Annotated in this window: 19 protein-coding genes and 1 riboswitch; of the genes, 15 read left to right on the forward strand and 4 right to left on the reverse strand. The window is 70.9% G+C overall.

What is annotated here, in order from left to right:
• Nucleotides 1-266 precede the first annotated feature (266 nt).
• Entirely contained in the window at nt 267-1649 is a 1383-nt protein-coding gene (locus tag GPJ59_RS17910) for a cysteine desulfurase/sulfurtransferase TusA family protein (protein WP_219668196.1), read from the reverse strand.
• Nucleotides 1650-1922: 273 nt separating this feature from the next.
• Here GPJ59_RS17910 and ctaC point away from each other — a divergent pair, with 273 nt between their 5' ends.
• From ctaC to GPJ59_RS17930, 4 genes are all read left to right on the forward strand, one after another.
• Nucleotides 1923-2903 (forward strand): aa3-type cytochrome oxidase subunit II, encoded by a 981-nt coding sequence (gene ctaC / locus GPJ59_RS17915; RefSeq protein WP_219668197.1) that lies wholly within the window; start codon nt 1923-1925, stop codon nt 2901-2903.
• Nucleotides 2900-4630 carry an aa3-type cytochrome oxidase subunit I gene (gene ctaD, locus GPJ59_RS17920; protein ID WP_219668198.1) on the forward strand — a complete coding sequence of 577 codons (1731 nt, stop codon included), beginning with the start codon at nt 2900-2902 and terminating at the stop codon, nt 4628-4630. Before ctaC ends, ctaD begins: the two co-directional genes overlap by 4 nt.
• Complete coding sequence (locus tag GPJ59_RS17925) at nt 4627-5025, forward strand: cytochrome c oxidase subunit 4 (RefSeq protein WP_219668199.1); 399 nt, start codon at nt 4627-4629, stop codon at nt 5023-5025. The genes ctaD and GPJ59_RS17925 overlap by 4 nt, the downstream gene beginning before the upstream one ends.
• A 113-nt stretch (nt 5026-5138) precedes the next feature.
• A complete protein-coding gene (locus GPJ59_RS17930; RefSeq protein WP_219668200.1) occupies nt 5139-6386 on the forward strand; it encodes a L,D-transpeptidase in 1248 nt (415 codons plus the stop codon).
• Nucleotides 6387-6554: 168 nt separating this feature from the next.
• On the opposite strand, the gene GPJ59_RS17935 is transcribed toward GPJ59_RS17930, so the two are convergent.
• Complete coding sequence (locus GPJ59_RS17935) at nt 6555-6956, reverse strand: hypothetical protein (protein WP_219668211.1); 402 nt, start codon at nt 6954-6956, stop codon at nt 6555-6557.
• Nucleotides 6957-7135: 179 nt separating this feature from the next.
• Between GPJ59_RS17935 and ctaE the strand changes: the two genes are divergently transcribed.
• The 7 genes from ctaE (at nt 7136) to GPJ59_RS17970 (ending at nt 15275) form a co-directional block, all read left to right on the forward strand.
• Entirely contained in the window at nt 7136-7756 is a 621-nt protein-coding gene (gene ctaE, locus GPJ59_RS17940) for an aa3-type cytochrome oxidase subunit III (RefSeq protein ID WP_219668201.1), read from the forward strand.
• Nucleotides 7757-7831: 75 nt separating this feature from the next.
• Nucleotides 7832-8641 (forward strand): cytochrome bc1 complex diheme cytochrome c subunit, encoded by an 810-nt coding sequence (gene qcrC, locus GPJ59_RS17945; RefSeq protein ID WP_219668202.1) that lies wholly within the window; start codon nt 7832-7834, stop codon nt 8639-8641.
• Nucleotides 8638-9696 carry a cytochrome bc1 complex Rieske iron-sulfur subunit gene (qcrA, locus tag GPJ59_RS17950; RefSeq protein WP_219668203.1) on the forward strand — a complete coding sequence of 353 codons (1059 nt, stop codon included), beginning with the start codon at nt 8638-8640 and terminating at the stop codon, nt 9694-9696. Before qcrC ends, qcrA begins: the two co-directional genes overlap by 4 nt.
• A complete protein-coding gene (gene qcrB / locus GPJ59_RS17955; protein WP_219668204.1) occupies nt 9693-11318 on the forward strand; it encodes a cytochrome bc1 complex cytochrome b subunit in 1626 nt (541 codons plus the stop codon). Before qcrA ends, qcrB begins: the two co-directional genes overlap by 4 nt.
• 141 nt (nt 11319-11459) lie before the next feature.
• Nucleotides 11460-12524 (forward strand): anthranilate phosphoribosyltransferase, encoded by a 1065-nt coding sequence (gene trpD / locus GPJ59_RS17960; protein ID WP_219668205.1) that lies wholly within the window; start codon nt 11460-11462, stop codon nt 12522-12524.
• Nucleotides 12525-12632: 108 nt separating this feature from the next.
• A riboswitch (SAM riboswitch) is annotated at nt 12633-12749 on the forward strand.
• A 212-nt stretch (nt 12750-12961) separates the two neighbouring features.
• Nucleotides 12962-14413 (forward strand): aminotransferase class V-fold PLP-dependent enzyme, encoded by a 1452-nt coding sequence (locus GPJ59_RS17965; protein ID WP_219668206.1) that lies wholly within the window; start codon nt 12962-12964, stop codon nt 14411-14413.
• 94 nt (nt 14414-14507) lie between these two features.
• Entirely contained in the window at nt 14508-15275 is a 768-nt protein-coding gene (locus GPJ59_RS17970) for a DUF2785 domain-containing protein (RefSeq protein ID WP_219668207.1), read from the forward strand.
• Between the two features lie 31 nt (nt 15276-15306).
• Here the strand turns inward: GPJ59_RS17970 and GPJ59_RS17975 are convergent, their stop codons facing one another.
• Nucleotides 15307-15588 (reverse strand): Lrp/AsnC family transcriptional regulator, encoded by a 282-nt coding sequence (locus GPJ59_RS17975; RefSeq protein ID WP_114057247.1) that lies wholly within the window; start codon nt 15586-15588, stop codon nt 15307-15309.
• Nucleotides 15585-16310, reverse strand: coding sequence for a rhomboid family intramembrane serine protease (locus GPJ59_RS17980; protein ID WP_219668208.1), 726 nt, complete (start codon nt 16308-16310; stop codon nt 15585-15587). Before GPJ59_RS17980 ends, GPJ59_RS17975 begins: the two co-directional genes overlap by 4 nt.
• 187 nt (nt 16311-16497) lie before the next feature.
• Here GPJ59_RS17980 and GPJ59_RS17985 point away from each other — a divergent pair, with 187 nt between their 5' ends.
• The 4 genes from GPJ59_RS17985 (at nt 16498) to GPJ59_RS18000 (ending at nt 20762) form a co-directional block, all read left to right on the forward strand.
• Nucleotides 16498-16737, forward strand: coding sequence for a hypothetical protein (locus GPJ59_RS17985; protein ID WP_030291802.1), 240 nt, complete (start codon nt 16498-16500; stop codon nt 16735-16737).
• A gap of 43 nt (nt 16738-16780) precedes the next feature.
• Nucleotides 16781-18145, forward strand: coding sequence for an NYN domain-containing protein (locus tag GPJ59_RS17990; protein WP_219668212.1), 1365 nt, complete (start codon nt 16781-16783; stop codon nt 18143-18145).
• A gap of 254 nt (nt 18146-18399) precedes the next feature.
• A complete protein-coding gene (locus GPJ59_RS17995; protein WP_219668209.1) occupies nt 18400-19425 on the forward strand; it encodes a C40 family peptidase in 1026 nt (341 codons plus the stop codon).
• A gap of 284 nt (nt 19426-19709) precedes the next feature.
• On the forward strand, nt 19710-20762 hold the full coding sequence (locus GPJ59_RS18000; RefSeq protein WP_219668210.1) for a C40 family peptidase: 1053 nt from the start codon (nt 19710-19712) through the stop codon (nt 20760-20762).
• The last annotated feature ends 94 nt before the right edge of the window (nt 20763-20856 follow it).

Here is a 20856-nt window from a genome sequence, read left to right on the forward strand (position 1 = left end):
CCGGCCCGCGGCCCCCCGGCAATAGACAGCGGGGGGGGTGGGGAGGTGGAGTCTGCGGCGGGGGGGGTGTGGAGGGGGCGGCGGCCGCGGGGGGGGGTGGTGGTTGGCGGTGGCCGCCGGCGGCACCCCGGGGGGCGGTGGGGTGGCCAGGAGGGCAATTCCAGCCCCGCCGGCGTTTGAGGCGTGGGGGTACCCCCGGACGAAGTCTGGGGGAGGGTCTGGGGCGGAGCCCCAGGGGCGCGGTAGCGCCTTGCTCGGAGCCCCGGTCAGACCAGCCTGCGGACCGTGTACGTCACGCCGCCGCCCGGGCCCGGGGCCTCGCCCAGGTATTCGTGGCCCCGCAGCGCGCACCACGCCGGGATGTCCAGCCGGGCCACCTCGTCGTCCGACAGGACGGTGACCGTGCCGCCCACCGCCACCGCGGCGATCGCCTTCGCCAGCTCGATCACCGGCTGGGGGCACAGCAGCCCGAGCGCGTCGACCTCCACCGAGGAGGCCACCGGCGGGACGGCCGCGGCCGGGTGGACGCCGAGCTTCTCGCGTACGCCCGCCACCACCCCCGGCAGCACCTCCAGGAAGGCGTTGACCTCCGCGGCCGTGGTGCCGAGCGGCAGCGAGACGCGGACGTTCCCCTCCGACAGCACCCCCATGGCCCGCAGCACATGGCTGGGCGTCAGGGTCGAGCTCGTGCAGGACGAACCGGACGACACGGAGAAACCGGCCCGGTCGAGCTCGTGGAGCAGGCTCTCCCCGTCCACGTACAGGCAGGAGAACGTGACCAGATGGGGCAGCCGGCGGTCCGGGTCGCCGACCACCTCCACGTCCGGGACCAGCCGGGCCACCCGCCGGCGCAGCCGGTCCACCAGGACCCGCAGCCGCTGCTCCTGCTCCTGCGCCTCCGCCCTTACGGCGCGCAGCGAGGCCGCGGCCGCCACCACGGCGGGCAGGTTCGGGAAGCCGGGCGCCCGGCCCGACTCCCGCTCGTCGGCCGGGCCTTGGGGCGCGAAGCGGACCCCCTTGCGCACGGCCAGCAGCCCGACGCCCGGCGGGCCTCCCCACTTGTGGGCGCTCGCCGCGACCAGCGACCAGCCGGCCGGCGCCGGCTCCCACGCCAGCGACTGCGCCGCGTCCACCAGCAGCGGCACCCCGGCCGCCGCGCACGCCTCGGCCACCTCCGCCACCGGCTGCACCGTGCCCACCTCGTGGTTGGCCGACTGCAGGCAGGCCAGCGCGGTGTCCGGGCGCAGCGCCCGCTCGTAGCCCTCGCGCGTGACCGCACCGGTCCGCGAGACCGGGACCTGCTCCACCGTCCCGCCGTGCGCCGCGTGCACTTCCGCCGCATGGAGTACCGAACTGTGTTCGACCGCTGATACGACCAGGTGACCGCCGACCCGGCGGCGTCCGGCCAGGGCCCCCGCGATGCCCGAGTGAACCGCGTGCGTCCCCGAAGGAGTGAAGACGAGTTCGTCCGGCCGGCAGCCCACCGCCTCCGCCGCCGCCTCCCGCGCCGCGTCGAGCAGCAGCCGGGCCCGCCGGCCCTCACGGTACAGCCGGGCCGGGTCGGCCCAGCCCTCGTCGAGGGAGGCCTGCAGGGCCTGACGGGCCACCGGGTGCAGCGGGGCGGCTGACGCGACGTCGAAGTACGGCATTCCGTCACCGTAGGGCACGGCAGGTCAGGGGGCGTCAGACGGCTGGCGGAGGCCGCCGTTCAGGGCCGCCGGGCCCGTCCCCCGTAAGGCCGAGCCACCCCTTCGGGGGCAGTAGCGGCGCGTTGGGCACCCTCCCCGCGCGACCCCAAATAGCGTCCAGTAGGGTTTGGTCCGCATAAACATCCAAACCCCTGCCCGCGTCAGGGCCGGCGACCGACACGCAAAGACGGCCGCAGCCGGTCGCGCGGGCCGAGACTCTCGGGAAGGCGCTACGTGAGTCCCTACGGCTCCGACCGCTCGCCGCGGCGCCCGATGCGGCGGAAGCTGCTGCAGGCGCTGACTGCGGGCGCGGTTCTGGCGACCGCCACTGGTTGCACATATAAAGACTTCCCCAACCTCGGAATGCCCGACCCGGTCACCGAGGAGGCGCCGCGCATCCTCTCCCTGTGGCAGGGGTCGTGGGCAGCCGCCCTGGTCACGGGCGTCCTGGTCTGGGGTCTGATCCTGTGGGCGTGCATCTTCCACCGGCGCAGCCGCACCAAGGTGGAGATCCCTCACCAGACTCGGTACAACATGCCCATCGAGGCGCTGTACACCGTGGTCCCGCTCATCATCGTCTCGGTGCTCTTCTACTTCACCGCGCGTGACGAGTCGAAGCTGCTCGCCCTCTCCAAGCCCGCCCACACCATCAACGTGGTCGGCTTCCAGTGGAGCTGGGGCTTCAACTACATCGAGAACGTCGACGGCGACGCCCAGACGCCGAAGGCCGACGCGGTCCCGAAGGAGCTCGTCTCCATCCCGGACCGCTACACCAAGGAGTTCCCCGCGGGCGCCGAGGGCGTCTACGAGAAGGGCACCCCGGCCGATGTGAACCCGGACATGGCGGCGAAGGGCAAGACCTACCCCGGTCCGACCCTCTACCTGCCCAAGGGTGAGAAGGTCCGCTTCATCCTGTCGTCGAACGACGTCATCCACTCCTTCTGGGTGGTTCCGTTCCTGTTCAAGCAGGACGTCATCCCGGGCCACACCAACGTCTTCGAGGTCACGCCGAACGAAGAAGGCGTCTTCATGGGCAAGTGCGCCGAGCTGTGCGGCACCGACCACTCCCGGATGCTCTTCAACGTCAAGGTCGTCTCCCCCGAGGAGTACAAGAAGCACCTCCAGGAGCTTGCCAAGAAGGGGCAGACCGGCTTCCTCCCGGCCGGCATCAAGCAGACCGATCCGGCCCGTAACGCGGAGACGAACCAACTGTGAGCATCCTCAACGAACCCCAGGGTGCCGCGGCAGCTGAAGACTCTTACGAGAACGAGCTGCCGGTACGGCGCAGGCGACCCGGCAACGTGGTCGTGAAGTGGCTCACCACCACTGACCACAAGACCATCGGCACGCTCTACATGATCACGGCCTTCGCGTTCTTCTGCGTCGGCGGTGTGATCGCGCTGGTCATGCGTGCCGAACTGGCCCGCCCGGGCACGCAGATCATCTCGAACGAGCAGTTCAACCAGGCCTTCACCATGCACGGCCTGATCATGCTCCTGATGTTCGCGACGCCGCTGTTCGCCGGATTCGCGAACTGGATCATGCCGCTGCAGATCGGCGCGCCCGATGTGGCGTTCCCGCGGCTGAACATGTTCGCCTACTGGCTGTACCTCTTCGGCTCGCTGATTGCGGCGGCCGCGTTCCTCACCCCGGGTGGCGCGCCCAGCTTCGGCTGGTTCATGTACGTGCCGCTCTCGGACGCGGTGCACTCGCCCGGCATCGGCGCCGACATGGGCATCATGGGTCTGGCCCTGTCCGGCTTCGGTACCATCCTCGGCTCGGTCAACTTCATCACCACGATCATCTGCATGCGCGCTCCGGGCATGACGATGTTCCGGATGCCGATCTTCGTCTGGAACGTGCTGCTGACCGCCCTGCTGGCGATCATCGTCTTCCCGGTGCTCGCGGCGGCGCTGTTCGCGCTGGAGTCCGACCGTAAGTTCGGCAGCCACATCTTCGACCCGTCCAACGGTGGCGCACTGCTGTGGCAGCACCTCTTCTGGTTCTTCGGACACCCAGAGGTGTACATCATCGCGCTGCCGTTCTTCGGCATCGTCTCCGAGGTCATCCCGGTCTTCTCGCGCAAGCCGATGTTCGGTTACATCGGTCTGATCGCGGCGACGATCGCCATCGCCGGCCTCTCGGTGACGGTGTGGGCGCACCACATGTACGTCACCGGCGGTGTGCTGCTGCCGTTCTTCTCCTTCATGACCTTCCTGATCGCGGTCCCGACCGGTGTGAAGTTCTTCAACTGGATCGGCACCATGTGGAAGGGCTCGCTGTCCTTCGAGACCCCGATGCTGTGGGCCGTCGGCTTCCTGGTCACCTTCACCTTCGGTGGTCTGACCGGCGTCATCCTCGCCTCGCCGCCGATGGACTTCCACGTCTCCGACTCGTACTTCGTCGTCGCGCACTTCCACTACGTCATCTTCGGCACCGTGGTCTTCGCGATGTTCTCCGGCTTCCACTTCTGGTGGCCGAAGTTCACGGGCAAGATGCTGGACGAGCGCCTGGGCAAGATCACCTTCTGGACGCTGTTCGTGGGCTTCCACGGCACGTTCCTGGTGCAGCACTGGCTGGGTGCCGAGGGCATGCCGCGTCGTTACGCGGACTACCTCGCGGCCGACGGCTTCACCGTGCTGAACAGCATCTCCACGATCAGCTCGTTCCTGCTGGGCCTGTCGATCCTGCCGTTCTTCTACAACGTGTGGAAGACCGCCAAGTACGGCAAGAAGATCGAGGTCGACGACCCGTGGGGCTACGGCCGTTCGCTCGAATGGGCGACGTCCTGCCCGCCGCCGCGGCACAACTTCCTCACCCTGCCCCGCATCCGGTCGGAATCCCCTGCGTTCGACCTGCACCACCCTGAGATCGCGGCCCTCGAGTACGCAGAGGACCACGAGGCCAAGGCCGTCACCGCGGGCAAGGAGGCCGGCAAGTGAAGATCCAGGGCAAGATGTTCCTCTGGCTCTCCGTCTTCGTCCTGATCATGACCGTCGTGTACGGCGTCTGGTCGAAGGAAGTCGCCGGAACCACCGCGCTCGCGCTCACCTTCGGCCTGACGGCCATGATCGGCTATTACCTGGCCTTCACGGCCAAGCGTGTGGACGAGATGGCCCAGGACAACAAGGAGGCCGACATCGCGGACGAGGCCGGCGAGCTGGGGTTCTTCTCCCCGCACAGCTGGCAGCCGCTGGCCCTGGCCCTCGGTGGTGCGCTCGCCTTCATGGGCGTCATCTTCGGCTGGTGGCTGATGTACTTCTCCGCCCCCGTCATCGTGATCGGCCTGTGGGGCTGGGTGTACGAGTACTACCGCGGTGAGAACCAGAACCAGTAACACCCGGTAGCAGCACACGCGTGGGGCCCGGACACCTCTTCGGAGGAGTCCGGGCCCCTCGTTTGCAGTCACCCCGCGCGACGGGATGGTCATACCTTCATAGCGTTGGCTCCATGAAGCACACTCCGCGTCTTTGGACGGTCCTCAGCTGCGCCATGCTGGTCGCGTCCCTCGGGGCCGGCGCCACCGCATGCGGGTCCGCGGACAACCCGCTGTCCGCCCGCCCCTACGACGCGGCCGATCAGGTTGCCCTCAACCAGGCCGCGGGCAGTCGCCCCGTCGACCCCGACCGGCCGCTTGAAGTCACCGTCAAGGGCACCGAGGCCCGGATCACCGACGTCTCGGTCGTGGACACCCACGGCAGGCGCCTGGCGGGCGAACTCTCGGCCAAGGGCGACCGCTGGCACAGCACCGCCCCGCTGGCCGCCGGCGTCCGCTACACCGTCACCGTGCGCACCGAGAACGTGCGCGGGGCCCCAGGGCAGCGCACGATGGCTTTCGACACCGCCCCGGCCCACAAGGTCCTCAAGGTCGAATTCGGGCCGGACGAGGGCAAGTACGGCGTCGGACAGCCCCTCACGGCCGAACTCAACGAGCCCGTCAAGGACAAGGCGGCCCGGGCGGTCGTCGAGCGCGCGCTGGTGGTGGACGCCAGGCCCAACCCGGTGGAGGGCTCCTGGTACTGGGTGGACGACACCCGGCTGCACTTCCGCCCCAAGGACTACTGGCCGGCGAACTCCACCGTCTCCGTCCGGAGCAATCTGGAGGGCATCCGGATCGGCGACCACCTCCACGGCGCCGCGGCCAAGCCGCTCAAGCTGGAGATCGGCGACCGGGTCGAGGTCATCACCGACGCCTCCTCGCACTACCTCACGTTCAAACGCAACGGAGAAGTGATCAACACCATCCCGGTCACCACCGGCAAGCCCGGCTTCTCCACCCGCAACGGCGTCAAGGTGGTGCTCGGCAAGGAGTACTTCGTCCGGATGCGCGGCGACACCGTGGGCATCGGCGGCAGCGAGTACTACAACCTGCCCGTCTACTACGCGACGCGCGTCACCTGGAGTGGTGAATACGTGCACGCCGCACCCTGGTCCATCGGCTCGCACGGCTACGCCAACGTCAGCCACGGCTGCACCGGCATGAGCACCGGCAACGCCGCCTGGTTCTACGAGAACATCACCGAGGGCGACCTCGTCACCGTCGTCAACAGCATCGGCGAGGAGATGGACCCCTTCGACAACGGCTACGGCGACTGGAACCTGGACTGGAAGGACTGGCGCGAGGGCAGCGCCCTGCTCAAGGGCACCCAGGACGGCCGCAGCGCCGTGGACGCCACCCGCCTGAGGCCCCAGATCTGAGCCTCGCTCCCCGGGCGTTCCCGGCCGGCCGGCGCACCCGCCACCCGGCCGGGAACCCGTACGCCGGGCCGCGTACGACGGACCGTACGCCGAGCCCCGTCAGGAAGAGCCCCGTACGAAGAGCCCCGCACGAAGGGCTCCGTACGAAGGCTCCGTAGGACCGGCCCCTCAGGCCCCGATCGCCAGCCGCTTGCGCAGCAGGCCCGCCAGGGCGTCGGCGAACTCCACCGGGTCCACCGGGAGGGTCACGGCCGCGTCCGCGCGGCTCCACGTGGCCAGCCAGGCGTCCTGCGGGCGCCCCATCAGCAGCAGCACGGGCGGGCAGTTGAAGATCTCGTCCTTGATCTGCCGGCACACGCCCATGCCGCCCGCGGGGACGGCCTCGCCGTCCAGCACGCACAGGTCGATCCCGCCCAGGTCCAGCTCCTTCAGCACGGCGGGCAGCGTCGCGCACTCCGTGAACTCCACCGGCGGGAGGTCCGCGGCCGGCCTGCGCCCCGCCGCCAGGCGCACCTGCTCCCGCGTGCTCGCGTCGTCGCTGTAGACCAGAACCCTTGCAGTCGCCCGCATTGTGTCCTCCACGCGTCAGGAAATCCTGCGCGGGATGCTACTCCGTCCCACGTACCGCCAACATCGCTTCGGACACCCTCGCGCCAGGCGCCGTCTGATGGGCCGTTCGGGCAGTGCAGACCTCCCGGACACTCCGAACGGCACCCCCCGGCGTGAGGGCCGGATAAGCGACCGACATAATGTCGGTCGTGGCGACAGCAACGACAGTAGATACCGGGCACGCGCACCCGACGGTCAATCGACCGAACCTCGTCAGCGTCGGAACCATCATCTGGTTGAGTTCCGAGCTGATGTTCTTCGCGGCCCTCTTCGCGATGTACTTCACCCTGCGATCGGTGACGGGCGCCGAGTACTGGAAGAGTCAGGCGGACTTCCTGAACCTTCCGTTCTCGGCGACGAACACCACGATCCTGGTGCTCTCCTCCCTCACCTGCCAGCTCGGCGTCTTCGCCGCCGAGCGCGGTGACGTGAAGAAGCTCCGGACGTGGTTCATCGTCACGTTCGTCATGGGTGCGATCTTCATTGGCGGCCAGGTGTTCGAGTACACCGAGCTGGTCAAGCACGAAGGCCTCAGCCTCTCGTCCGGCCCGTACGGATCGGTGTTCTACCTGACCACCGGCTTCCACGGACTGCACGTGACGGGCGGACTCATCGCCTTCCTGCTGGTCCTCGGCCGGACGTACGCGGCCAAGAGGTTCACCCACGAACAGGCCACGTCGGCCATCGTCGTGTCCTACTACTGGCACTTCGTCGATGTCGTCTGGATCGGCCTCTTCGCCACGATCTACCTGATCAAGTAGCGAACACGTCGCCGGGCACGACCCGGCACCCATCCAGTAACACCGACGCAGAAGATCCTGACACCGGGGTAATCCGTGAAAAAGCTCTCCGCACGACGACGCCATCCGCTGGCGGCGGTCGTCGTTCTACTCCTCGCGCTGGCGGCCACTGGGGGGCTGTACGCCGCCTTCGCCCCCGCGGGCAAGGCGCAGGCCGATGAAACCGCCCAGTCCCTCGCGATCGAGGAGGGCCAGAAGCTCTACGCCGTAGGCTGCGCAAGCTGCCACGGATCCGGCGGTCAGGGTTCCTCTGACGGCCCGAGCCTGGTGGGCGTCGGCTCCGCCGCCGTCGACTTCCAGGTGAGCACGGGCCGCATGCCCGCCCAGCAGCCCGGCGCCCAGGTGCCGAAGAAGAAGAACATCTACACCCAGGCGCAGATCGACCAGCTGGCCGCGTACATCGCCTCCCTCGGCGCCGGCCCGATCACGCCGGCCGCGAAGCAGTACGACCCGGCGGGTGCCGACGTCGCCAAGGGCGGTGAACTGTTCCGCAACAACTGCGCGCAGTGCCACAACTTCACGGGTGAGGGCGGTGCGCTGACGCACGGCAAGTACGCCCCCAACCTTGAGGACGTCACGCCGAAGCACGTCTACGAGGCCATGCTCACCGGCCCGCAGAACATGCCCTCCTTCCCCGACAGCACGATGCCGGAGAAGCAGAAGAAGGACATCATCGCGTACCTCCAGCACGTGAACGGCGAGAAGTCGGTGAACCCCGGCGGCCTGAAGCTCGGCGGCCTCGGCCCCGTCTCCGAGGGCCTCTTCGGCTGGATCTTCGGTCTGGGTGCGCTGATCGCTGTCGCCGTCTGGGTCGCGGCCCACACCGCTAAGGCCAAGAAGTCATGAGTAGCCAAGACATTCCCGAAGACAAGCACCTGCCGAGCGAGCAGGGCGACGCCCACCACGCGGGCGTAGCGGTCGCGGACGACCCGTTCGCCGACCCCGGTCTGCCGGCCCACAAGCCGCGCATCCAGGACATCGACGAGCGGGCCGCCAAGCGGTCCGAGCGCACGGTGGCCATGCTGTTTACGATCTCGATGCTGGCGACGATCGGCTTCATCGCCGCGTACGTCACCATCCCGGTGGACAAGATCGTGTTCATCTTCCCGCTGGGGAAGGTGAGCGCCCTCAACTTCGCCCTGGGCCTGACCCTGGGCGCGGCGCTCTTCTGCATCGGCGCGGGCGCGGTCCACTGGGCCCGCACCCTGATGTCCGACGTCGAGGTGGCCGACGAGCGTCACCCGATCCAGGCCTCCCCCGAGGTCAAGGCGAAGGTCATGCAGGACTTCGCCGACGGTGCCAGCGAGTCCGCCATCGGCCGCCGCCCGCTGATCCGCAACACGATGATCGGCGCGCTGGCCATGCTGCCGCTGTCCGCCCTCGTGATCATGCGTGACCTGGGCCCGCTGCCCCAGGAGAAGCTGCGCAAGACCCTGTGGGCCAAGGGCAAGCTGCTCATCAACCAGAACACGATGGAGCCGCTGCGTCCCGAGGACGTCGCCGTCGGTTCGCTGACCTTCGCCATGCCCGAGGGCCTGGAGGAGGAGCAGCACGACTTCCAGGTCCAGATCGCCAAGGCGGCCCTGATGATCGTCCGGATCCAGCCGGAGGACATCAAGGACAAGAAGGAACTCGAGTGGTCCCACGACGGGATCGTGGCCTACTCGAAGATCTGCACCCACGTCGGCTGCCCGATCAGCCTCTACGAGCAGCAGACGCACCACGTGCTCTGCCCGTGCCACCAGTCCACCTTCGACCTCTCCGACGGCGCCCGTGTCATCTTCGGCCCGGCCGGTCACGCCCTCCCGCAGCTGCGGATCGGCGTGAACAAGGAAGGCTTCCTCGAGGCGCTCGGCGACTTCGAGGAGCCCGTCGGTCCTGCATTCTGGGAGCGCGGATGAGCACCGCCGACAACAGCAAGCGCAAAGCGCCCGCCGGCGAGCGCGTGGCCGACTACTTCGACGGTCGGCTGGGCATCTACAGCCTCGCCAAGGCGAACATGCGCAAGATCTTCCCGGACCACTGGTCCTTCATGCTGGGTGAGATCTGCCTCTACAGCTTCATCATCATCATCCTCACGGGTGTGTACCTGACGCTGTTCTTCCACCCGAGCATGAACGAGGTCCACTACCACGGCTCGTACGTGCCCATGCAGGGCGTGCTGATGTCCGAGGCCTTCGCCTCGACGCTCGACATCAGCTTCGACGTCCGCGGCGGTCTGCTCATCCGGCAGATCCACCACTGGGCGGCCCTGATCTTCGTCGCCGGCATGGTCGTGCACATGATGCGCGTCTTCTTCACCGGCGCGTTCCGCAAGCCGCGCGAGATCAACTGGATCTTCGGCTTCCTGCTGCTGGTCCTCGGCATGTTCACCGGCTTCACCGGTTACTCCCTGCCGGACGACCTGCTCTCGGGCACCGGTGTCCGCTTCATGCAGGGCGCGATCCTGTCCGTGCCGGTCGTCGGCACGTACCTGTCGTTCTTCCTGTTCGGCGGCGAGTTCCCCGGCGGCGACTTCGTCGCCCGGTTCTACTCGATCCACATCCTGCTGCTGCCCGGCATCATGATGGGCCTGCTGGTGGCCCACCTGATCCTGGTCTTCTACCACAAGCACACCCAGTTCGCGGGCCCCGGCCGGACGAACAACAACGTCGTCGGCATGCCGCTGCTGCCGGTCTACATGGCCAAGGCCGGAGGCTTCTTCTTCCTGGTCTTCGGTGTCATCGCGGCCATCGCGGCGATCGCCACGATCAACCCGATCTGGGCGCTCGGCCCGTACCGCCCGGACCACGTGTCCACCGGTGCGCAGCCCGACTGGTACATGGGTATGCCCGAGGGCCTCATCCGTGCCATGCCCGGCTGGGAGATCAACCTGTGGGGCCACACGCTGGTGCTCGGCGTGTTCATCCCGCTGGTGCTCTTCCCGCTGGTCCTGGGCGCCATCGCGGTGTGGCCGTTCATCGAGGCCTGGGTCACCGGCGACAAGCGCGAGCACCACATCCTGGACCGCCCGCGCAACGCCCCGACGCGTACGGCCTTCGGTGTCGCCTGGATCGCGGAGTACATGGTGCTCCTCATCGGCGGTGGCAACGACATGTTCGCGCAGTACTTCCACCTGTCGATCAACGCGATCACGTGGTTCGTCCGCATCGGCTTCTTCGCCGTCCCGGTCATCGCGTTCATCGTCACCAAGCGGATCTGCATGGGTCTCCAGCGCCGGGACCACGACAAGGTGCTGCACGGCCGCGAGACCGGCATCATCAAGCGTCTGCCGCACGGTGAGTTCATCGAGGTCCACGAGCCGCTCACGCAGGCCCGCCTGCACACGCTCACGGCCCACGACCAGTACAAGCCGGCCGAGCTCGGCCCGCTCGTCGACGAGAACGGCGTCGAGCGCAAGGCCGGCCGCATGGAGAAGCTGCGCGTCAAGCTCAGCAAGGGCTTCTACGCCGAGGGCAACCAGATCACCAAGCCCACGGTGGACGAGTACAAGGAGATCCAGGCCGGCCACGGCCACCACTGATCTCCGGTCGGCCGTCACTGGCTGAAAACTGATCGCCACGGCAAGAGCCCCGTCCAGTCGTTGGACGGGGCTCTTTGCCGTCCCCCGACCTGGATAGGCTGGGATCCTTCCCCATTCGATCTGTGGACCCAGGAGCGGACCATGAACGTTGTGACCCCGGCAGGCGGCGACAGCGTGGCGGCCCAGTCCTGGCCGGCCGTACTCGACGCCCTGCTCTCCGGCAAGGACCTCACCGCGGACGACACCGCGTGGGCGATGGACCGCATCATGCGCGGCGAGGCCACCGACGCCCAGATCGCCGGCTTCGCGGTGGCCCTGCGGGCCAAGGGCGAGACCGTGGCCGAGATCAACGGGCTCGTGCGCACCATGTACGAACACGCCAATCTGATCGAGGTGCCGGGCCGGACGGTGGACATCGTCGGCACCGGCGGCGACGGCGCCAAGACGGTCAACATCTCGACCATGTCGGCCATCGTCGTGGCCGGTACGGGCGCCAAGGTGGTCAAGCACGGCAACCGGGCGGCGTCCTCCGCGAGCGGCGCCTCGGACGTGCTGGAGAAGCTCGGCGTCAACCTCGACATCGCCCCGGCCCGGGTGGTCTCGGTCGCCGAGGAGGCGGGCATCACCTTCTGCTTCGCCGTGAAGTTCCACCCCGCGCTGCGGCACGTGGCGGCCGCCCGGCGCGAGCTGGGCATCCGCACCACCTTCAACTTCCTCGGCCCGCTCACCAACCCGGCCCGGGTCCGTGCCCAGGCCACCGGTGTGGCCGACGCCCGGGTGGCGCCGATCGTCGCGGGAGTGCTCGCCGAGCGCGGTTCCTCCGCGCTGGTCTTCCGTGGCGACGACGGCCTGGACGAGCTGACCACGACGGCGACCTCGCAGGTGTGGTGGGTGCGGGACGGCAAGGTCGAGGAGCGCCCGTTCGACCCGCGTGACGTGGGCATCGACCTGGTGGACGTCTCCGCCCTGCGCGGCGCGGACGCCTCGTACAACGCCGACGTGGCCCGCCGGCTGCTGGCCGGCGAGACGGGCCCGGTGCGCGACGCCGTGCTGCTGAACTCGGCGGCCGCCCTGGTGGCCCTCGACCCGTCCTCGGGCACCCTGGAGGAGCAGATCCGGGACGGCATCGCCCGCGCGGCCGAATCCATCGACTCCGGTGCGGCCCGGGCGGCGCTGGAGCGCTGGGTGGCCGCCACCAACGCCTGACACGGGCGAGGGCGGAACGTAAGCCGCCCGCTGTTCGACGTACGACCCCGGTCCAGCATGCGGACCGGGGTCTTGCGTTCGGTGGATCTTGTGGCAGGATGCCTGACAGGTCACGAGTGACAGCGTTTCGGCCCCGGCTTGCTGTCCGGCAACCCTCCGTCCGTGGCGGGGTGCCCCGGGTGATGACCGGGCCGTAGGCAGCGAGGTCTACGGCAAGCGCGGACCCCTCGACACCAGGGGTCCTGGTCCATCGAGGAGCTTTCTGCCGTGAGCCAGCGAATGCGATAGGCGCGTAGCGCCCCTCCTTCACCCTCCGTACGGGCCGCTGTGAGGCCCTGCGTCGAGGCACCCCCCCGTACCGCGCCGGACACCGGTCCGGCACGTCCGCGTACGGGTCGTCGAAGCCATTCCGCCGTCACCGCCCGGGAGAACCCGCCATGTCCGCGTACCCGCACGCCGCCACCGCCACCGTTTCCGCCACCGCCGTTTCCGTAGAGGCCCCCGCCTCCGAGGCCTCCGCCGACGCCGACCCCTGCTGCGCCGCGCCGCTGCCCGTGCTCGGCCGGGACGTCACCGTCCCCCTCGTCACCGGCGGCGAGGTCACCTACGCGGCGCTCGACTACGCGGCGAGCGCCCCCGCGCTGCAGCGGGTCTGGGACGACGTGGCGGCGTACGCGCCGTACTACGGCAGCGTGCACCGCGGCGCCGGGTACCTCTCCCAGCTGTCGACCGACCTGTTCGAGAGCAGCCGGGCCACGGTCGCCGAGTTCCTCGACTGCCGCCCCGGCGACCAGGTGGTCTTCACCCGCTCCACCACCGACTCCCTCAACCTCCTCGCCCGGGCGCTGCCCGCCGGCTGCCGGGTGTTCGTCTTCGAGACCGAGCACCACGCCTCGCTGCTGCCCTGGCGCGACGCGGACGTCACCTACCTCGACGCCCCGCGCACCCCGGCCGAGGCCGTCACCATCCTGGAGCGGGCCCTCGCAGCCAGGGAGCCCTACGCGGCGGCGCTGGTCTGCGTCACCGGTGCCTCGAACGTCACCGGCGAGCTGTGGCCCGTACGGGAACTGGCCGCGGCCGCCCACGCGCACGGCGCACGCATCGTGCTGGACGCCGCCCAGCTCGCCCCGCACCACCCGGTCTCGGTGACCGGACTCGACGTGGACTGGGTCGCGTTCAGCGGCCACAAGCTGTACGCGCCCTTCGGCTCGGGCGTGCTCGCCGGCCGGGCCGACTGGCTCCAGGAGGCGGACCCGTACCTCGCGGGCGGCGGCGCCTCCCGCCGGGTCGCCCGGCGCGAGGACGGCGGCGTCGACGTCGACTGGCACACCACGGCCGCCCGCCACGAGGCCGGTTCCCCCAACGTCATCGGCGTCCACGCCATCGCCTCCGCCTGCCGGGCCCTGACCGAGGCCGGCTTCGACTCCCTCGTCGCCCGGGAGCGGCACCTGATCGCGAAGGTCCGCGCGGGACTGGCCGAGGTGCCCGAGGTGCGGGTGCTGTCGCTGTTCGGCGACGACGCGGGGGGCACCCCCAGCGGTAGCTGGGGGAGGGTCGGCGTCATCTCCTTCGTGGTGGAGGGCTGGAACAGCTCCCACTTCGCCGCCGCCCTGTCCGCCGAGTACGGCATCGGCGTGCGCGACGGCCTGTTCTGCGCCCACCCGCTGGTGCGCACCCTGCTCGGCAGCGCCCCGCAGGAGCAGGGCGAGTGCGGGGCGCCGGAGGCGGCGCCGGGGGAGAGGTCGCTGAACGCGATCCGGGTCAGCTTCGGGGCGGGCACGCCCGACGAGCACGTGGAGCGATTCGTCCGCGCCGTGCGCGAGCTGGTGACCGAGGGCGCCGCGTGGCGCTACCGCACGGAGGACGGCCGCTGCGTGCCGGCCGTGTGAGCCGTGCAGGCCGGGCAGGCCGCCGCTCGCGGACCCGGTCCGGCGGGGGAAATTCGGTTGCCGCGGGGCGGCCGCCTGCCCCTACGGTGCGCTCGTGATCAACTGGGACAGCATCGAACGGAGCGGGTACGCCGTGCCCGCGGAGCACACCCTCGACGAGCTCGTCGCCGCCCTCTCCCGGGCCCTGGCCGATCCCGATCCGGCCGTCCGGGACGGGGCGGCGTACTCCGTCCTGGCGACCTGGATATCCACCGGGGTGATCGACGCCCCGCGCCGCCTCGCCCTCGGCGACGCGATGGCGATCCGCTTCAGCGACCGCGAGGTGCAGGCCCGCACCTTCGCCCCGCTCGTGCTGAACATGCTCGTACGGGCGGGGGACTTCCGGCCGGCCTGGGTGGACGCCTTCGCCCACTGGTACGTCGCCGAGACCGACCTGCGCGGCTACGACGCCACGCTCGGCTGGCTGCACGCCGTGGCGCACGGCGCGGATCTGCTGGGCACGCTGGGGCTGCGCCCCGAGGTCGAGCCGGGGCGGATGCCCGCCCTGGCCGCCGCCCGGCTGCTGGTGCCCGCCGACCACGTGCTCGACCAGCAGGAGGACGACCGGCTCGCCACGGCGCTGGGGCGGCTGCTGCGCCGCCCGGACCTCACCGAGGAGGACGCCACGGCCTGGCTGCTGCCCGTCGAGGAGGCCTTCCGTGCCCTCGGCCGGGGCCCGGTACCCGCCTGGTTCTCCAACACCGTGCGCACCCTGCGCGCGCTGTACGTCCTGGTCGACCGCGACCGGGACCCCGCGCCCGCCCACCGCACGGCCCTGCTCGCACGGCTGGGCGAGGTCCTGGCCCTGGTCGACGCCGGCTGACCCGGCCCGGCCGGGCGGCTACGGCTACGGGCTACGCGTCGAGGCCGATGGCGAACGCCGCTTCGAGGTCGTGCTGGGAGTACGTACGGAACGCCACGTGCGTGTCCGTGGCCTCGACCCCGGGGATCTTGCTGATCCGGCCCGGGATGATGTCCGCGAGGTCGTCGTGGCGGGCCACGCGGACCAGGGCGATGAGGTCGTAGGTGCCCGTGACGGAGTAGACCTCACTGACGTTCTCCAGCGCGGCGATCGACTCGGCGATCTCGGGGATACGGTCCACGCTGGTCTTGATGAGCACGATCGCGGTGATCACGGCTGGCTGTCTCCCTCGGTGGCCGTCGCTGGTCGACTCACTCTACTTGCACGGCGGAAGCGCACCCAGGCGTAGCCGAAGCCCAGTGAGAAGCCCACGAGGTGGGCGAGGTACGCCACGCCCGGGCCGCTGTCCGCGCGGTGGGCGGCCACCCCCTGGAGCGCGAACCAGAAGAGCAGGACGGCCCAGGCGGGGAAGCGCAGCGGCAGGAAGAACAGGAAGGGGAACAGGCTCGTCACCCGGGCCTTGGGGAAGAGGCACAGGAAGGCGCCCAGTACCGCCGAGATCGCCCCCGACGCGCCCACCAGCGTCTGCGGGGAGGAGGCGTTGGCCGCGGCGAACGCGGCCAGGGCCAGGCAGCCCGTGACGACGTAGAAGGCCAGGAACTCCACGCCGCCCAGGCGCTCCTCCGCCATCCGGCCGAAGACGTGGAGGAAGAGCATGTTCCCCAGCAGGTGCAGCCAGCCGCCGTGCACGAACAGGGCCGTGGCCGGCGTGAGCAGCGCCCGCGCGGTGCCCGCGAAGAGCTCGTCGGGGACCACGCCCCAGCGGCGGAAGTACTCCGTGCCCGAGACGAGCAGCTCGTCGCCCGTGCCGTAGGCCGGGTTCAGGCCGGACGCCGGGCCGATCAGGAAGACCACGCAGCAGGCGGCGATCAGCCCGTGGGTGACGGTGGCCCGGGTGACGGCGGCCGCCGCGCCGTTCGCAGGTCTTACGATCATGGGGGAGAGCATGGCGTAGGCGGACGGGCACGGTCGGTGCGCCTCGCCGCCGGCCGGCGGACCCGCCTGGACCCGCCGGTGGATGTGGGACGTCCCGGCGGCGCCGGTGCGTCGAGGCCGTAGGGTTACGTGCTGCCGAGCCGTGAAGGCTTTAATTGAATGAACGACGAAGGAGAGAGTCCGACCGATGACGGTTCCCCTGCCGACCGACACCACCCGGTGGCGCTGCACCCTCTGCGGCAACCTCACGCGTTTCGACGTCACCCGTTCGTCGAAGGTCGTCGAGTACGTCCACCTGGACCTCGCCGGGGAGCCGAAGGTCGAGGAGCGCGAGGTGGTCAATGAGACCATCGAGTCGGTCCGCTGCCGCTGGTGCAACGCGGTGGACCAGATCGAACTCGTGGACAGGCCGGGTACTGACTCCTGACGGAGGCGGGCCCGCACGCAAGGAATGACGGTAGGGGTGACGGATTGTGGAGCCAGCGAGCGGCGCTGAGCCGGCCGGTGCGGCCGGCGACGCCGCGGAGGTCCTCGACCGCCCCCTGCCCGAAGGCGTACGGCGCCGGGTCGTCACGCTCGTCTCGGACGCGTTCGGCGGCCTGACGGTCGCCGACCTCCCGGCGCAGCTGCGCCAGTACGCCCGCTTCACGCCCAGCCGCCGGGCCAAGTTCGCCGGCAACGCGATGGCCGTCGCCGTCGAGTCCGACGGCGCCTTCCGCAGCCGCGTGGCCGACAAGTTGCGCGAGGCGCAGCCGGACCTGGCCGCGGCGCTGGACGCCGGCGCGCCGCCGGCCGCCGCCGATCCGCTGGACGTGGCCGCCGCGGCGTACGTGCTGCGCCCCGCCGGCTGGGTCAAGCTGGTCGCCGCCGCCGGCGAGGAGGCCGAGCGGGCCGACGCCGAGCGGGCCGACGAGGAGACCCGCCGCGAACTGGACCGGCTGCGCGAGGAGCTGGCCCACCTGCGGGAGCAGCAGCGCACCGGAGGCGAGCAGCTGCGCGCCGACCTGGACGCGGCCCGCAAGGAAGCCGAATCGCTTCAGCGCAAGCTGCGCAGCGCGCTCAACGACGTCAAGCGCGGCGAGGCGGCCCTGCGCAAGGCCGTCGCCGAGATGGACGGCGTCCGCGCGGAGGCCTCGGCGCAGGTCGGCGCGGCCGAGAGCGAGGCGCGCCGGCTGAAGTCCCGCCTGGCCGAGGCCGAGTCGGCCCTGGAGGCGTCCCGGCGGGCCGTCCGGGAGGGCCGCAGCGTCGAGGACATGCGGCTGCGGCTGCTGCTGGACACGGTGCTCGACGCGGCCCAGGGGCTGCGCCGGGAGCTGGCGCTGCCGCCGGTCTCGACCCGCCCCGCCGACACCGTGGACGCGGTGGAGCCGGGCCGGATGACGCCCAAGGACATCGCCGCGCGCGCCCTGTCGGAGACCGACCCGGCGCTGCTGGACCAGCTGCTGGCACTGCCCCAGGCGCATCTGGTGGTCGACGGCTACAACGTCACCAAGACCGGCTATCCGACGATGCCGCTGGAGAAGCAGCGCCTGCGGCTGCTGGGCGGGCTGTCGATGCTCGCCGCGCAGACCGGCGCCGAGATGACGTGCGTCTTCGACGGGGCGGAGCTGGCGGCGCCGGTGCTGCTGGCGCCGCCGCGCGGGGTGCGGGTGCTGTTCTCCAAGCCCGGTGTGACGGCGGACGAGCTGATCCGCCAGCTGGTGCGCGCCGAGCCGCCGGGCCGCCCGGTGGTCGTGGTCTCCACCGACCGCGAGGTGGCCGACGGTGTCGCCAAGGCGGGAGCGCGACCCGTAGCGTCCGCTTTGCTCCTGAAGCGGCTTTCGCGCGTCTCGTAACTCCTGGGCCTGATGCCCGAATTGGCCGTCCGGCGGCGGGACGCAGGGTCAAGTGGTCGCCACGGAGCGTGGATCGACGGTGAAGAAGCTGGTCGGAGAGCGATTTTTTTCTCCACACCCTTTGAAGTGATCACGGCGTCCTCACTAAGGTCTGCCCAAACCTTCGTGCGGCGGATCACCCATTCGGGGTGGCGGCGGAGGTCGCTGCCGGTCGCGTGCGCCCCGGCGGCCATTAGGCATAAGGAGCCGCCCCCGTGGCGTCCCACCGTCGACCCAGGCAGCCTGCCCGTGCGCGCGTGACCGTGATCACCGCGACCGCGGCCGCCGCCGTCGCGCTCTCCGCCCAGGGAGCCTCCGCCGCCCCGCCCAAGCCCTCCAAGGACGAGGTCAAGGCACAGGTCCAGAAGCTCTACGAAGAGGCCGAGCACGCCACCGAGAAGTCCAACGGGGCCAAGGAGCGCCAGGAGAAGCTGGAGAAGGAGATCACCCAGCTCCAGGACCAGGTGGCGCGCGGCCAGGGCGAGCTCAACGAGCTGCGTGCGGTGCTCGGTTCGATGGCCAGCGCCCAGTACCGCGACGGCGCCCTCGACCCCTCCCTGGCCCTGCTGCTGTCCGACGACCCGGACGACTACCTCGACCGGGCCGCGCTCATGCACCAGTTGAGCGGCCGCCAGGTCGACGCCGTCCAGCGCATCCAGGCCAAGCAGCGCTCCCTGGCGCAGGCCCGCCAGGAGGCCTCCGGCAAGCTCGCCGACCTCGACGCGACCCGCAAGGAGCTCGCGGACAAGAAGAAGGCCACCCAGGAGCGGCTCGCCGAGGCCCAGCGGCTCCTCAACACCCTGACCGCGCAGGAGCGGTCCCAGCTCAGGGACGAGGAGGCGCGCGCGAGCCGCGCCGACGGCGCGCGCGTCGACCTCGGCAACGAGAAGGGCACCGGCCGGGCCGCGGCCGCCCTCGCCGCCGCCAAGACCAAGGTCGGCAGCGCCTACGTGTCCGGCGCCGAAGGCCCCACCGCCTTCGACTGCTCGGGCCTGACCCAGTGGGCGTACAAGCAGGCCGGCGTCTCCATCACCCGCACCACCTACACCCAGGCGAACGACGGCACCCGGATCGGCCGCAGCCAGCTCCAGCCCGGCGACCTGGTCTTCTTCTACAGCGACCTGCACCATGTCGGCCTGTACGCGGGCAACGGCATGGTCCTGCACGCGTCGAACCCGCGCGGCGGCGTGAAGTACGAGGCGGTCAGCAACATGCCGTTCCAGTTCGGGGTCCGCATCTGAGGGGTTCGTGGGGCGGGGTGTCCGGGTGCGGGGCGTCCGCTCCCGGGTGTGTCCGCCGGCGGCACGTCGTACACCGCCCATCCGGGGGAATTGCGCGGCGCCGCCTCGACCCCGCGCCCCGCCCATGACCTGCGTCAGAGGCGGGGCGCGCGCGTACGGGCCCGCCGGGCGGTCGTTGGCCGGTGCGTGGTCGCGCGGCTACTGTCTGCCCGCGCGGAACCCGGCACACGGCCGTCCACGGGGGACGGACCCGGGCCCCGCGCAGCGGAAGGGAGCGGCGTCACGTGGCATCCCATCGCAGGCCCGCGGCCCCGGCCGGCGGCCTGGCCCCCGGCCGGCACACCGCGGTCACCGTCCTGACCGCGGCAGCGGCCACCGCAGCCCTCGCGGGCGTCCCCGCCGTCGCCGCCCCGGCCGCCCCCGCGGACCCGGCCGACAGCGCCCGGGCCCGGGTCGACCGGCTCTTCCACGAGGCCGAGCAGGCGACCGAGGCCTTCAACAAGGCGGACGAGCGGGCCGGGAAGCTGCGCGACGAGGTACGGCAGGCCCAGGACGCGGTGGCCCGCGGCCAGGACCGCATCAACGCCATGCGCGGTGTGCTCGGCTCCCTCGCCGGGGCCCAGTACCGCTCGGGCGGCCTCGACCCGGCCGTCCAGCTGATGCTCTCCGAGGACCCCGACACCTACCTCGACAAGGCCGCCACCCTCAGCCGGCTGACCGAACGCCAGACCCACCGGCTCACCGAACTCCGCGAGGAGCAGCGCCGGCTGGGCCAGCAGCGGCACGAGGCCTCCCGCAAGCTCGCCGAACTCGACGTACTGCGCTCCGACGTGGCCCGGCACAAGCGGGACGTCACCAGCAAGCTGGCCGCCGCCCGGCAGCTGCTCAACGCGATGCCGAACGAGGAGCGCGCGGCGTTCGAACGGGCCTCGCGCTCCGGAGGCCGCGCCGAGGTGCTGCCCGACCTGCCCGCGCCGTCCGGCCCGGTGTCGGGGCGGGCGGCGGTGGCCGTGGCGGCGGCCCGCTCGGCGGTCGGCCGGCCGTACGTATGGGGCTCCACCGGGCCCTCCGGCTTCGACTGCTCCGGGCTGATGGTGTGGTCCTACCGGCAGGCCGGCGTCTCCCTGCCCCGCACCTCCCAGGCGCAGCGCCACGCCGGCCGCCAGGTCCCGCTGTCCCAGGCCCGCCCGGGCGACCTCGTCACCTACCGCTCCGACGCCAGCCACGTCGGCATGTACGTCGGGAACGGCCAGGTGGTGCACGCGCCGTACCCGGGGGCGCGGGTGCGGTACGACCCGGTCGGGATGATGCCGGTCTCGTCGGTGACCCGGCCCTGAGCGACCTGGGCGGGGCCGGGCGGTCTCCTGGCCGTGGCCGTGGCCGTGGCCGGGCCTGGCCGGTGGCCGTCGGGTCGGCGCCCCGCCACCGGGC

Origin of the sequence: Streptomyces bambusae, assembly GCF_019400985.1 — a bacterium.
Classification (GTDB): domain Bacteria; phylum Actinomycetota; class Actinomycetes; order Streptomycetales; family Streptomycetaceae; genus Streptomyces; species Streptomyces bambusae_A.

Excerpts from the sequence above, each read along its gene's own strand:
- GPJ59_RS17910 (WP_219668196.1), bottom strand. The coding sequence starts at position 1,649 with ATGCCGTACTTCGACGTCGCGTCAGCCGCCCCGCTGCACCCGGTGGCC.
- trpD (WP_219668205.1), top strand. The coding sequence starts at position 11,460 with ATGAACGTTGTGACCCCGGCAGGCGGCGACAGCGTGGCGGCCCAGTCC.
- GPJ59_RS17985 (WP_030291802.1), top strand. The coding sequence starts at position 16,498 with ATGACGGTTCCCCTGCCGACCGACACCACCCGGTGGCGCTGCACCCTC.
- GPJ59_RS17980 (WP_219668208.1), bottom strand. The coding sequence starts at position 16,310 with ATGATCGTAAGACCTGCGAACGGCGCGGCGGCCGCCGTCACCCGGGCC.
- qcrA (WP_219668203.1), top strand. The coding sequence starts at position 8,638 with ATGAGTAGCCAAGACATTCCCGAAGACAAGCACCTGCCGAGCGAGCAG.
- ctaE (WP_219668201.1), top strand. The coding sequence starts at position 7,136 with ATGTCGGTCGTGGCGACAGCAACGACAGTAGATACCGGGCACGCGCAC.
- qcrB (WP_219668204.1), top strand. The coding sequence starts at position 9,693 with ATGAGCACCGCCGACAACAGCAAGCGCAAAGCGCCCGCCGGCGAGCGC.
- GPJ59_RS17965 (WP_219668206.1), top strand. The coding sequence starts at position 12,962 with ATGTCCGCGTACCCGCACGCCGCCACCGCCACCGTTTCCGCCACCGCC.
- GPJ59_RS17930 (WP_219668200.1), top strand. The coding sequence starts at position 5,139 with ATGAAGCACACTCCGCGTCTTTGGACGGTCCTCAGCTGCGCCATGCTG.
- GPJ59_RS17935 (WP_219668211.1), bottom strand. The coding sequence starts at position 6,956 with ATGCGGGCGACTGCAAGGGTTCTGGTCTACAGCGACGACGCGAGCACG.